The sequence below is a fragment of the Mycobacterium sp. NGS41 genome (assembly GCF_059812725.1).
Genome location: NZ_JCALDF010000031.1, coordinates 1 through 12,931 on the forward strand (window position 1 = coordinate 1; position 12,931 = coordinate 12,931).

The window sequence follows — 12,931 nt, forward strand, 5'->3', positions numbered from 1 at the left end:
CGGCAGCATTGCTCGCTGATGGGCCGCTGGAACCCGCCCGGGCGGCGCGAATCATCGGCCAGGTTGCCGAAGCCTTGCACGCCGCCCACGGGATTGGGCTGATTCACCGCGACATCAAGCCGTCCAACATCTTGCTCGACGACCGCGACTTCGCTTATTTAATTGATTTCGGCATCGCTCGCGCCGCCGGTGACACGCGGCTGACCAAGACCGGCAACACCATTGGCACCTTCGCCTACATCGCACCCGAACGTCTCGACGGCCGCGCGGAGGATGCCCGCGCCGACATTTACTCACTGGCCTGCGTGCTGTACGAATCCCTGACCGGCCACCCACCGTTTGCCGGTGACACCATGGGGCGACTGGTCGCCGCCCACCTCACTGACCCGCCGCCTCGGCCATCGGCCGCCCAACCGGATGTGCCGGCGGCTGTCGACGAGGTCATCGCGACCGGCATGGCCAAAGACCCGGATCAGCGGTATGCGACGACAATCGAGTTGGCCGACGCCGCGCGCGACGCGATCACCACACCCCTGACACCGCCCAACAACTCCACGCTGCAAGCCGACCAGACCCAACCCGCAGCGGCACCCGCGCCGCGACAGTTAGCGGAACCGACCCAACCGAAGTTCCACGCCGACTACATGGCACCGCCACCGCCGCCCGCCACGTCCACGCAGCCACCGGTCACGACAAAGGGTCCGTCTGGTCAACGCAAACGGTGGTTCGTTCCAGCTGGGTTGGCCCTACTAGCATTAGCCGACCTGGGGGCTGGGTTTCTAGTTCCGGTGAGCGGATTCAAACTCCTGGGTTACCTGCTGGTGATCGCGATCGTGGTCATTGGCGTGGGGATCGCGGTCCGGTCGGCTCAGTCTGGCGCACACAAAGTAATGTTCGGTATCGCGACGGCGTTCGTCGCCCTCGCGATACCGGTGGGCGGAGACAAGCTTGCGTACTTCTTTGCGGTAAAGACCGCGGCCACCTCTCAGTCGGCCGCCCGGCCAGTCACGGAAGCCGCTCTGGACGAGCTGCTGCTCAGCCCTGACCAAATCAAGACCGCGATGGCGGCAACTAGCACGGTGGTGGAACGAACTGATACCACGATGGGCGGCGCTGGCGCAGAAACACTAACGGACGAGCCATGCTTGCCCGTCAAAGATGCGGCGCTACCCGCAGTTTATGCAAACACCGGCTGGATCGCTGTGCGCGCACAGCGGCTTATGTTCCAAGGCACTACCGGTGGTGGGTTCGTCAAACAGGATGTGGTGTTGTTTCCTTCCGCGCGTGACGCTTCTGCGTTCTTTGCCGCCTCGGCTCGAACCTGGGCCAAATGTGCAAATACACGATTCGCCAAGGGCAGTGGCCTGGACTCTGTCGGCCTGGTCACCAACACAAACGCTACGCTTAGCGCGCCCACAACCTTTCTCGTGACCTCCGATGGCTCTCGCTCCATTTGGAGTGTTGGACAGCGTGCACTGACTGTGTCCAACAATGTCGTCATCGATGTGTCCACGGATCGCGGAATATTAGGCGCTGACCCACCAGCTAACGATGCGGCTAACGCAGCGGTCGATATCGCGCAACAGATCGCCGCCAAAGTACTCACTTAGGACCATTTAACCGCCGCCGTTCTCGGTCATCGACTTGACCAGCGACAGATTGCCGCGAGGACCGTCCGCCGACGAGGAATGACATAGATCACATCATCGTCACCGGCTACGCGGATTTAACCTACACCGCGGGGCATGCTGAGGCCGGTGAACGGCAACACCTTAGGCGTCCCCGTGTTCTCAGTCAGTCGTCGCACTGAGGCGAGATGCCCACGGCGACCGCGCTGACGCTGAACGCAGCTTGTCCAACAGCGGAGCTAACGTCTTCGCTGCGGCCGGCTGACTCGATAGCGCTCGGGGACCGTCCATGAGTCGGGCCGGTCGACAGGACCGGCACCGCTCGGTGCCACATCTTGTGGCAGGTCTGCCACACCTTTAACCTCGCCACTGACGCGCCTCTGGCGGTAATCCGCGACCGAAGGCGTGCCATTTCCTGCAATCCTCGCACCGGTACCCCTCGTTGTAGCGGTTCGCTGTTCCGTGCTTAGCTGCCATTGTATTCAAAGTCCTTGCGTATCACCGCATTCGGGTGTCGAAATCGGTTGTGGCAGTGCCACTTTCAACACCATGGGCGAAAAAGGACCGAGCCGGAGCCGACGACCGCCAAAACGCATACCGAATTGGGAAATGGAAGTCAAGGTAACTTGCCGAAACTCATATGATCTTCATCGCAAAATGCGACACTGTGCCAGGTAACGGCAGCCCGCCGCTACCCGAGGAAGGGGAAGCCCATGAAGAGCATTATTACGGCGCTCGGGCGGAACAGTGGGAGGCAACTATCGGCTTTGGCCATGGCCGTGCCCCTGATGTTGTTATCGATAGGTGTAGCTCATGCCGATGCCAACGACGACAACTTTGTTCGGGAGGTGAACGGCGTAGGCATCGTCGGGCCGCCCGGCAATCTAATCACCAACGCCCACACGGTCTGCAATTTCCTCAATCAAGGCGGTACTCGGCAGGCCGCCGCGAATAATGTCGCCACCATGCCGGGGTTCACCCCAGCCGGGGCGGCGACCTTCGTTTCGCTATCAGTTACGCACTACTGTCCGGGCCATTAGACCTCACCACGTCTTGCGGTCACACCCCTCCTAGGAGGATGCCGATGAACGTGGTCCGAAGAGCTGCATGAATTGCCTTATGCGGCAATGCGATTCGTGTTTGCCTGAATGCCTCGGCGTGGTCGGTGCTGGTCGACTGGGCGGCGAGCGGGTGGCCGCGTCATCCGGGAGCCGTTGGCCCAGCGGACCACCCGCCGACTGCGGGCATGGTGTAAGGCTAGTGCGGCTGCTCACTTCTGGGGCATGCTCGAGTAGCGCTGCGGAGATGACTCAGGCGCGTTGCAAACGATGGCTGGAGGGTAAAAATGGGCGCGTATCAGACCCTGGTGGTCGGCACCGATGGCTCGGACTCGTCCCTGCGTGCGGTCGACCGCGCTGCCGAGATCGCCGCGGATCACGGCGCGAAATTGATCGTTGCGACGGCACATCCCCCCGCTCACGAGGAACACGGCGGCTGGAGCGTCCCGCCGGGCAGCGACCACGGGAAGGACTACCGGCTGGTGGGCGACGCCCCCGTCTACGCGATCCTGCAGGACGCCAGGGAGCGGGCGCACAAAGCCGGCGCCAAGAACGTGGTGGAGAAGCCCATCGTCGGTGCCCCAATCAACGCGCTGGTGCACCTGGCCGAGGAGGTCCATGCCGACCTGTTGGTCGTCGGCAACGTCGGACTCAGCAGCGTCGCCGGGCGGCTGCTGGGATCAGTCCCATCCGAAGTCTCCCGCAGGGCCAAGATCGACGTGCTGATCGTTCACACCACCGGCTGAATGATGAGCGCGGCCCCGCCCCCGTCATGAATTGGATGACCTAGTTCAGTGCAGCTATGCGGGTCCAGCCCACGGCCGCACCAGCTTTCACACTCTGCACCATGCGCTCATCTGCCAGGACTGGCTCAATCCCGCTATTGCGCAATGGGTTTCGCAACTCAGCGGCCGCTTCCGACGCAATAAGCCGTCCGCAACGACCGCCGCCGACAAGCCGCAGCCCTCCGTCCCGATCTATGCGTGGACGTGAGTGAGTTGCTGACGCGCGTGTTTCTCGACGAACAACGGGACGAACCGCCGGATCGGACGGGTGTCGAAACGGGCGTGCTCCAGGCGCACGAGCGCATCGACATCCTCCGGCGAAACGCTAGGGAATTCGTCCATCAGACGCCATTCGATATGTACCAGCAGTGGTTCCTCGTTAAGTGGAATAGCCAGGCGCATTGCCGGAGCGTAGCGTCCTGATTCACGCTCCGGCACTAAACGAATCGCCATGATTTTTGAAGTCATCAAAGATTCACTTCGGCGTAAAGATCCCCATAGCTGAGCGTCACCCGCCGTGTGCTGGGAAGGACTCGACGACCTGGATCAGGTCGTCGGCGGCTTCCCAATTCAGCAGATGTCCCGCGTCGGGGATGGTGACCAGACGCGCCCCGGTTATGCCGGCGGCCAACCGCCGCGAGTGGCTGGGCGGGGTGGTGCGATCGGCGGAGCCGACCATGACCACGGTGGGCACGCCGATCTCACCCAGCCGTGGGTATCGGTCTTCGCGCGAGAAGGCCCGCACGATCGGCAGCAGCGGCCCGTGGGTATCGATGTGTCGGTTGAACAAGTCGACGAACACCGAGACCATCGTCGGCGAGGGCTTCTTTCCGCACTGGGCGGCACCAAACAGCATCGCTATGGTCTTGTTGCGCATCATCCGTTGCAGGATGCCGTATTGCATCAGGGGTATCTGCAGTCGGTTCTGTGGCGCTCCGTCCAAGACCCGGCCCGCCCAGGTAGCGAACAGCACCATTCCACGCAGCCGCTGCGCGAGCTCGGGATGATCGAGCATGGCGCGGATCGTGACGAACCCGCCCATCGAGTGTCCGACGAGCACGCCATCACGAACGTCGAAATGCCGCAGCACCGCAGCGAGATCGGCGGCCATGGGCTCGGATCCGATCCCGTCGGAACCCAGCGTGGAAAGGCCGTGGCCGCGCTGATCGTAGGCGATCACGCGAAAGCCCTTGGCCTGCAGTTCATCCCACACGAAGTTCCACTCGAGAAAGTTGCCGGTGTAGCCGTGCACCAATACCACCGGTGGACCTTGCCCCGCAGCCAGCGCCCGCAGCACCGTCCCGTCGTCGCGGGTGATCAGGGTCTCGTCACCCTGCGGTTCGGCCAGAAGTTGTTCGCGGGTAAAGGGATCCGGGTTCCGCTCGATTCGAGCGGTTAAAGCACGCGCACCGCCCCAGACAAGACCAGTTGCCGCCAGCGCGGCGCCGGCGGCCCGTCCTGCCCTCATCCCGCGTCGACCCAAATGGTGAAGACCCCAGACAGAATCGTGAGCAGGGCGAGCAAAATCGTGTCCACCGCACCGAGGCGCGGCGGTTCGGAAGCGCCCATGCGCAACTCGCGGGCGATCAGGAAAAGCGGAAACGTCACGCTCACGGCGATCAAGAAACTTCCCACAACGTAGAGCCAGACGAACCGCACTTTGTGTTTTCTGGCTTCGATCACCATCAGTACAGTCGCGGCGAGTGCGAACAACACGATGTCGGCGGTGATGCTTCGCGAAGCCGCCGTGACCTTGGTGTCGCGCCAGAAATTGACGAGGAAAGCAGCGCCGTTGTGGGTGTATGCGAGGTTTTGGCTCCAGGTCGCGATCAGCGCGGCCAGTGCGATCGCCCCATACATGACGCACAGCATCTTGCGGGACAGTGGCATGGTCGAAGGTGCTTGCTCGGCTGTTGTCACGGGCTCAACAGTAAGGGAGCCCGTCCGCCGGGACCGACATATCCGACTAGCCGCCACCAGGTTTCGAGGGCTGGCCACCTCCAGTCAAATATTTGGGGCAATAATGCGCGGCCGATAGTGTCGTGAACTTGGCGGCGCCGGCCCCCTGGAATGCCGGATTGCGGTTGCGCAGTTCGGTGACAATCTCCGCGGCCGACTTTCCTTGATCGACTAACTGACACACCGACTTGGCGGCGGTTATCGCGTCCGCCGGGTCCTGGTAGGTGATACCGGCCTGTCGAAGTTCGGCGAGGAATTCTTGATCGTTGTCGTCTGCGTACGCCGGCGCGGCAATGCCGATCGTGGCAGCGACGCTTGTCAGCACCAGCAGGAGTTTCATGACTGTCCGATTTTCGCAGAGCGCAGGTGCCCGCGCATCTCATGCCGCAAACGGGCAACAAAGCGGGGGGCGCCTATGCAGCCGACGAGACCTCTGACAACGGGTGTGCGGCCCGACGAATCGGCGTCGATCCGGATAGCACGCCGACCGGCCGACGCCCCGAGGTTTCCCAGACGTCGCCGTCGAGCACGCCGGGTAGGTCAACCTCGCTGGCCACGAAGATCGGATCTATCCCCAGCGCTGATTGACGGTGATAATCCTTCAACGCGGCAAAGGCCCACCTGCTCAGCAGGCAAATCGCGACCAGGTTGGCGATGGCCATCAGTGCCATCGCGAGATCGGCGAGCGCCCAGACCAGCGCCAGCTTGGACATGGCCCCGACCACGATCGCCATCAGCGTGACAAGTTTCAGCACGCTCGTCGCCCAGCGGCGCCCACCCAGGAAAAACAGGTTGGCCTCGGCGCATACGTAATTGCTCAGTACCGAGGCAAACGCGAAGACGAACACCACGGTGGTCATCAACACGGTGGTCCACGATCCCAATCCGGCGGCGACGGCGGACTCGGTCAGGCTGGCTCCGGCAATCGAACCGGTGTGAGCCGGATTGTAGACCCCGGGCCCGGACATCAGCACGATGAACGCTGTCGCCGTGCATATCACCATGGTGTCGACGAAAACGGCGAGCGACTGGATCAGCCCCTGCTCCACCGGATGTGACACGGTCGCGGCACCGGCGATGTTGGGTGAACTGCCCATTCCCGCCTCGCAGGCGAATAGGCCTCGCTTGACCCCGGTGGACATCGCCGCCGCGATCCCGCCGGCGAAACCGCCTGCCATTTGCTTGATTCCGAACGCGCCGCCGATGATCTGCTCGATCACCGTCGGCAGCTCGCTGATGTTGGCTGCGACAATCGCGAGCGCCAGCAACGCGTAAACCAGCGCCACCCCGGGAAGGACCATTCCGGCAAACTTGGCGACCCTGCGCACCCCGCCGAACAGGACCGGCGCCGCGAGCACGGCCAGAGCCACCGTTGTCCAGCCGATCGGGATGCCATGCGACGACTTCAGGACTCCGCTGATCGCATTGGTCTCCACCATGTTGAACGCGGTCGAGAACGTGACCATCAGCAACACCGCGAACAAGACGCCGCCGGCCCGTGACCGCAGGCCCCGCTGGATGTAGAACGCGGGGCCGCCCCGGAAGGCGCCGTCGTCGGAGCGGACCTTGAAAAGCTGTGCGAGCGTTGCCTCAATGACCGCGGTGGCCATGCCGACCGCGGCCACCACCCACATCCAGAAGATCGCGCCGGGCCCACCGACGGTAAGTGCGATAGCGACACCGGCGATGTTTCCGGTGCCCACTCGCGACGCCAGCCCCACGCAGAATGCCTGAAAGGAAGAAATCCCACCGTCTTGGCGGTGGGATTTACGGAGCTGACGAAACATGCGCCCGAAGTAGCGGATCTGAATACACCTGGTGCGCAACGTGAAATAGACGCCGACGCCGATGAGCAGGTAGACGAGGATGTGGGTGTTCAGGAGATTGCTCAGCGGGTCGATCAACTGCGCCTGAAGGAAGTCCAATTTGCTTCCTCTCCGCGTCGCAGGGTCCGCTGTTCGTCTCAGGATGGTAGAGGCGAAATGTTGACGACACGTTTCGTTCACCGGGATGTCGGTGTTAACAACGGGTCACATGTGACTTGCTATGAACCGCCGTTGGCGGTTGGCGGAAGCGCGTTCGGGCAGTAGACGTTGGCCGCGATCGCGGTGAACTTGGCGGCCTTTTCCTGATCGAGCCCAGGGTTTTGGATTTGGACGTCCTTCACCAGATCCACCATCTGAACGCCGTGACCCGCCCTCTCGCACACCCATTTGCCGGCCGCGATCACCCGGCCCGGGTCCGGAAAGCTGATGCCGGCTGCCCGGATTGTCGCGAGGAATTGGTCGTCGGTGCTGTCGGCGTAGGCGGGCGCGGCCACGCCCGCCAAAACGGCGAGACCTGTCAACGTCGGAATTAGCGGCTTCACGGTGTCCAAATCGTGCCAGATTGGCGGTTCGTTGTCTCCGGCTTTCGGTGTGAAGCCTGGGCTTTCGGCGTGAATCCTGGGCTTCGCGCGTGCAGCCTGGGCGCAAATTGCGCCGATGCCCGCCCCACACTCCCGCGGAAAGCCCAGGATTCACAGCGAAAGCCTCCGTTCACACTTGAAGCCGCACGAAGCGCGGGCCTTCGCGCCACAGACCATCGTCAACCCCCAGTTGACGCAGCACCCGTCGTCAACCTACTGTTGACGCTATGGCCGAGCCGACACCTATCGCGTATCCCGTCCGCCTCGACGAGCTGATCAGCGCCATCAAGCGGGTGCACAGCGACGCGTTGGAGCAGCTCAGCGACGCGGTTCTGGCCGCCGAGCACCTCGGCGAGGTCGCCGATCACCTGATCGGGCATTTCGTCGATCAGGCGCGCCGCTCCGGAGCCTCTTGGACTGACATCGGCAAAAGCATGGGTGTCACCAAGCAGGCTGCGCAGAAGCGTTTCGTGCCGCGGTCCGAAGCCACCACGCTGGACCCAGATCAGGGTTTCGGGCGCTTCACCCCGCGGGCCCGCGGGGCCGTCGTCGCCGCCCAGAACATCGCTCATGAAGGCTCCAACGACGAAATCACCCCAGACCATCTGCTGCTGGGACTGCTCAGTGATCCGGCCGCGCTGGCAACCGTCCTGCTTCATCTGCAGCACGTCGACACCGACGCGCTGCGCGCGGCCGTAACGCTGCCCTCGCCGGCTGCCGAGGTCCCCGAGCTCATCCCGTTCAGCGGCCCCGCGCGCAAGGCGCTGGAGCTGACCTTCCGCGAGGCACTTCGGCTCGGCCACAACTACATTGGCACCGAACATGTGCTGCTGGCGCTGCTGGAGCTCGAGGACGGCGCGGGACCGCTACACCGATTCGGAGTGGACAAGGAACGTGTCGAGGTGGACCTGGTCGCCGCGCTGGAATCGCTGACCAGCGGCAACCAGATCACCGAGCCCGATCCCGACGCCGCCCGAGACGGCTGACCAGCTACGACCAACCACTCCCCTTTGCTATGGCGCGTGTGCAATCATGCGAAGGTCCGCCGAAGGAGCCGAGGAGGCAACGATGCACCGCTGGCTGAGCGTGATGACCTCTCTCATCGTCGCCGTTGCGGGTGTCACTGTCGTGGGCCTCACCGCCGCGGTCGTTGCCGTTCCCCGCGCCTGGGCCGGCGACGCGCCGATCGGTCGCATCGGCGACACCTTGCGGGTGGACACTGGCACCTACGTCGCGGACGTCACCGTCAGCAGCGTGACGCCGTGCGACCCGCCGCCGGGATTCGGCTATACGCGCGAGGGCGTGCCGATCAAAAGCTTCCCGGGCAGCAGCGTCGAGCGTGCCGACGTGGCGATCCACGCCGTGCGGGTGCCGAACTCCTTCATCATGGCGACCAATTTCAGTTTCAACGGCGTGACACCCTTCGCCGACGCCTACAAGCCGCGGGCATCCGACGCGCCCGATGCGCTGGACAACGTGATCGTCAACGCCCCACAAGGATCGGTTGTGCGCGGTGAAGTGTATTGGGACGCCTACCGCGATCCGGTGTCCAACGTGGTGCTGCTGGACAAGAAGACCGGCCAGCACCTCGCGCAGTGGAACCTCTGACTTAAGAGGCCGTCAGCGCTAACAGCCGAGAAGTGGCCCGCAGGTACTTCTTTCGGTAACCGCCGGCCAGCATCTCCTCGCTGAAGATGGTGTCCAGCTTCGCCCCGGACGCCACCACCGGGATGCCGGCGTCGTAGAGCCGGTCGGTCAGCGACACCAGCCTCAGGGCGACGTTCTGGTCGTCGACGGCATGCACGCCGGTCAAGAACACCGCGCTGACACCCTCGATCAGCGTCAGATACCGCGACGGATGCATGGTGGCCAGATGCGCGCACAGCGCGTCGAAGTCGTCGACCGTCGCCCCGGGCACACCCGCCGCGCGCTCGGCGACCTGCTCGTCGGACAGCGGCTTGGGCGCCGGCGGCAGGTCGCGATGACGATAGTCCGGCCCCTCGATCCGCACGGTGGTGAAAATGCTTGCCAGCGTATTGATCTCACGCAGGAAGTCCTGCGCGGCGAAGCGGCCCTCGCCGAGCTGCTCGGGCAGCGTGTTGGAGGTGGCCGCCACCGACACGCCCCGCTCCACCAACGACGAAAGCAGCCGCGAGATCAGCGTGGTGTTGCCCGGGTCGTCCAGTTCGAACTCGTCGATACACACCGCGGTGTAATTGGCCAGCAGCTCAATGCATTCGACGAAGCCGAACACCCCCGCCAATTGGGTCAGCTCCCCAAATGTGGCGAACGCCTTGGGCGCAACCCCATCTGCTCCCGCATCCGGCCCGTCACCCGGCAGCTGGTAGTACGCCGACGCCAGCAGGTGAGTCTTACCCACCCCGAACCCGCCGTCCAGGTAGAGCCCGCCGCCGGGCAGCACCTCACGTCTGCCCAACAGTTTCTTGCGGCCCGCCCGGCGCTCCACGGCCTGCCGGCAGAAGTCCCGACACGCCGCGACGGCGGCAGCCTGAGTCGGTTCCGCCGGATCGGGGCGATACGTCGCAAAGCTCACTTCGGCGAACGTCGGCGGTGGCCGCAATTGAGAGATCAGCCGCTCCGGCGACACGCTCGGGTTCCGGTCCACGAGGTGAGCGACCTGCCCGGACACGTCCGGCGAAGTGGCCCCCTGCATGCAGGCACTGTAGCGGCGTGCTGCAATCAAACTCATGCCCGCACTGACGCTGCTCGAATCCGGGCGCGAAGTCGACGACGGTGAACTCCCCCAGCTCTACGACTATCCGGCCGAACACGACGGCCTCTGGCTGCGAGCGAATTTCATCACCAGCGCGGACGGAGGCGCCACCTCCGCCGGCACCACCGCCGCAATGGCATCGCCCGGCGACAAGTTCATCTTCAACCTGCTACGCGAACTCGCCGATGTGGTGCTGGTCGGCGCGGGCACGGTGCGGATCGAAAGCTACTCCGGGGCGCATCTGAGCGTCGCTCAGCGCCAGCGCCGGCAAGCCCGGGGGCAAAGCGAAGTCCCGCAAATGGTGATTGTCACCAAGTCGGGTCGCCTGGACCGCGATCTGGGAGTGTTCACCCGCACCGAAGTCCCACCTTTGGTGCTGACCTGCACGGAGGCTGCCGCTTCGACGCGCCGCGGGCTGGCCGGCCTCGCCGAGGTGGTGGACTGCTCAGCCAACGACCCCGCCGGGGTCGACGAGGCCGCGATGCTGGCGGTGCTAAAGGCGCGTGGTTTCCGCCGGATCCTCACTGAAGGCGGACCGATGCTGCTCGGCGCGTTCGTCCAGCGCGGCATGCTCGACGAACTGTGCCTGACGATCGCGCCGTATCTGGTCGGCGGCCTGGCCCGGCGGATCGCGACCGGCCCCGGTCAGTTGCTGACCCAGATGCGTTGTGCCCACGTTCTCACCGACGACGCGGGCTACCTGTACACGCGTTACGTCAAGACCTGAACGGGTCTGTTGGGGCCTTGGAATATGGCTCCCGTTTCGGATATGGCTACTGTGGTCGGCATGAGTCGGCGCATCACGTCGACCGCGATTCTGATCGCGGCGACCACCGTGCTGGCCGGCTGCGTTCCGCTGCTGCCCGCAGACCCGCGCTTCGCCACCAACTCCGGCGCCCGACCGCAAGGCGCGGGCACCACCAAGCCGCCGCCGGCCGGTCCGCCGCCCATCGCCGCGCCCAAGAATGACTTGTCCTGGCACGACTGCACCAAGCAGGTGCTCGCCGACGCGGGAGTGTCCGCGGCGCCCAGCATCAAACTCGATTGCGCGACCTATGACGCCGACCTCGACCCCGTCAACGGCGGGGCGGGGACGCTGAGCATCGGTGCAGTGCGTGCCCGCTCGAGTCAAACCCCGCGCGACGCGGGCCCCCTGGTCTTGACCACCGGCTCCGATCTCCCGTCGTCGACGCAATTGGCGGTGTGGCTGTCCGGGGCGGGCGCCGACGTGCTGCGCTCCCATCCCATCGTCGCCGTCGACCGCCGCGGGATGGGCAAGTCGAGCCCCATCGACTGCCGCGACCACTTCGATCGTCGAACCATGCGCGACCAGGCCCAATACAAGTCCGGCGACGACCCGGTTGCCAACCTTTCGAACGTCTCGAATAGCGCGACGACGAACTGCACCGACGCCATCGCACCGGGCGACGCGGCCTTCGACAATTCCCACGCCGCTTCGGATATCGAACGTTTGCGCAACCTTTGGGACGTGCCCGCGCTCGCCCTGATCGGACTGGGCGACGGCGGGCAGGTGGCGTTGGCCTACGCCGGATCGCGTCCGGACAAGGTTGGCCGGTTGATCCTCGACTCCCCCGTCGCGCTGGGTATCAACGCCGAAGGCGCCGCTGAGCAGCAGGTCAAGGGTCAGCAAGCCGCCCTCGACGCGTTCGCCGCGCAGTGCGTGGCGGTGAACTGCTCACTCGGTCCGGACCCGAAGGGCGCCGTTACTGCGCTGCTCGCCGATGCCCGCACCGGTAAGGGGCCGCGCGGTGCCTCGGTGGCGTCGGTGGCCAACGCGATCATCGTTGCGCTGGGCTATCCGACCGGCGGCCGGGCCAGCACCACCACGAGCCTGTCCGACGCGCTGGCCGCCGCCCGCGCCGGCGACACCAACCTGCTGACCAACTTGATCAACCGCGCCGACGCCACCCAGGATTCGGACGGCCAGTTCGTCAACGGCTGCAGCGACGCGCTCAACCGCCCGACCCCGGACCGCGTTCGCGAGCTGGTGGTCGCGTGGGGAAAGCTCTATCCGCAGTTCGGCACCGTCGCGGCGCTCAACTTGGTCAAATGCGTGCACTGGCCCACTACCTCGCCCTCGCCGCCGCCGAAAGACCTCAAGATCGACGTCCTGTTGATGGGTGTCCAAAACGACCCGATCGTGGGCTCGGAAGGTGTGGCCGCGACGGCAGCCACCATCATCAACGCCAATGCGGCCAGCAAGCGGGTGATGTGGCAGGGCATCGGTCACGGCGCCAGCATTTATTCGTCCTGCGCGGTCCCGCCGCTGGTCGCCTATCTGGACTCCGGCAAGCTGCCCGGAACCGACACCTATTGCCCTGCCTAATACTTGGCGGCGC

General features: G+C 64.7%; 14 protein-coding genes. 7 read left to right on the forward strand and 7 right to left on the reverse strand.

Going from position 1 to position 12,931, the window contains the following annotated elements; translation table 11 throughout:
- The 3 genes from AC5Y21_RS21525 to AC5Y21_RS21535 form a co-directional block, all read left to right on the forward strand.
- The coding region (locus AC5Y21_RS21525; RefSeq protein ID WP_499915247.1) for a sensor domain-containing protein at window positions 1-1,610 on the forward strand (1,610 nt) is incomplete at its 5' end.
- A 731-nt stretch (window positions 1,611-2,341) separates the two neighbouring features.
- Window positions 2,342-2,668, forward strand: coding sequence for a DUF732 domain-containing protein (locus AC5Y21_RS21530; RefSeq protein WP_499915249.1), 327 nt, complete (start codon window positions 2,342-2,344; stop codon window positions 2,666-2,668).
- 305 nt (window positions 2,669-2,973) lie between these two features.
- Window positions 2,974-3,432, forward strand: a complete 459-nt coding sequence (locus AC5Y21_RS21535) for a universal stress protein (protein ID WP_499915252.1) — start codon at window positions 2,974-2,976, stop codon at window positions 3,430-3,432.
- A gap of 231 nt (window positions 3,433-3,663) precedes the next feature.
- On the opposite strand, the gene AC5Y21_RS21540 is transcribed toward AC5Y21_RS21535, so the two are convergent.
- The 6 genes from AC5Y21_RS21540 to AC5Y21_RS21565 form a co-directional block, all read right to left on the reverse strand.
- Window positions 3,664-3,939 (reverse strand): three-helix bundle dimerization domain-containing protein, encoded by a 276-nt coding sequence (locus tag AC5Y21_RS21540; protein ID WP_499915254.1) that lies wholly within the window; start codon window positions 3,937-3,939, stop codon window positions 3,664-3,666.
- 40 nt (window positions 3,940-3,979) lie between these two features.
- Window positions 3,980-4,939: an alpha/beta fold hydrolase gene (locus AC5Y21_RS21545; RefSeq protein WP_499915257.1), complete on the reverse strand. Its 960-nt coding sequence runs from the start codon at window positions 4,937-4,939 to the stop codon at window positions 3,980-3,982.
- The gene (locus AC5Y21_RS21550; RefSeq protein ID WP_499915259.1) at window positions 4,936-5,391 is read right to left on the reverse strand and encodes a DUF2834 domain-containing protein; all 456 of its coding nucleotides are present in this window, start codon (window positions 5,389-5,391) and stop codon (window positions 4,936-4,938) included. Before AC5Y21_RS21550 ends, AC5Y21_RS21545 begins: the two co-directional genes overlap by 4 nt.
- 46 nt (window positions 5,392-5,437) lie before the next feature.
- On the reverse strand, window positions 5,438-5,770 hold the full coding sequence (locus AC5Y21_RS21555) for a DUF732 domain-containing protein (RefSeq protein WP_499915261.1): 333 nt from the start codon (window positions 5,768-5,770) through the stop codon (window positions 5,438-5,440).
- Between the two features lie 73 nt (window positions 5,771-5,843).
- Complete coding sequence (locus AC5Y21_RS21560; RefSeq protein WP_499915263.1) at window positions 5,844-7,355, reverse strand: alanine/glycine:cation symporter family protein; 1,512 nt, start codon at window positions 7,353-7,355, stop codon at window positions 5,844-5,846.
- 119 nt (window positions 7,356-7,474) lie between these two features.
- Window positions 7,475-7,798 (reverse strand): DUF732 domain-containing protein, encoded by a 324-nt coding sequence (locus AC5Y21_RS21565; protein WP_499915265.1) that lies wholly within the window; start codon window positions 7,796-7,798, stop codon window positions 7,475-7,477.
- A 266-nt stretch (window positions 7,799-8,064) separates the two neighbouring features.
- Here AC5Y21_RS21565 and AC5Y21_RS21570 point away from each other — a divergent pair, with 266 nt between their 5' ends.
- Together AC5Y21_RS21570 and AC5Y21_RS21575 are read left to right on the forward strand one after the other, a co-directional pair.
- On the forward strand, window positions 8,065-8,823 hold the full coding sequence (locus AC5Y21_RS21570) for a Clp protease N-terminal domain-containing protein (RefSeq protein WP_499915267.1): 759 nt from the start codon (window positions 8,065-8,067) through the stop codon (window positions 8,821-8,823).
- An 82-nt stretch (window positions 8,824-8,905) separates the two neighbouring features.
- Window positions 8,906-9,445: a hypothetical protein gene (locus AC5Y21_RS21575; RefSeq protein ID WP_499915269.1), complete on the forward strand. Its 540-nt coding sequence runs from the start codon at window positions 8,906-8,908 to the stop codon at window positions 9,443-9,445.
- Between the two features lies 1 nt (window position 9,446).
- On the opposite strand, the gene zapE is transcribed toward AC5Y21_RS21575, so the two are convergent.
- Window positions 9,447-10,547, reverse strand: coding sequence for a cell division protein ZapE (zapE, locus tag AC5Y21_RS21580; protein WP_499915271.1), 1,101 nt, complete (start codon window positions 10,545-10,547; stop codon window positions 9,447-9,449).
- Here zapE and AC5Y21_RS21585 point away from each other — a divergent pair.
- Together AC5Y21_RS21585 and AC5Y21_RS21590 are read left to right on the forward strand one after the other, a co-directional pair.
- Complete coding sequence (locus tag AC5Y21_RS21585; protein WP_499915273.1) at window positions 10,546-11,298, forward strand: pyrimidine reductase family protein; 753 nt, start codon at window positions 10,546-10,548, stop codon at window positions 11,296-11,298. The genes zapE and AC5Y21_RS21585 overlap by 2 nt on opposite strands.
- A 42-nt stretch (window positions 11,299-11,340) precedes the next feature.
- Window positions 11,341-12,918: an alpha/beta fold hydrolase gene (locus AC5Y21_RS21590; RefSeq protein WP_499915275.1), complete on the forward strand. Its 1,578-nt coding sequence runs from the start codon at window positions 11,341-11,343 to the stop codon at window positions 12,916-12,918.
- The last annotated feature ends 13 nt before the right edge of the window (window positions 12,919-12,931 follow it).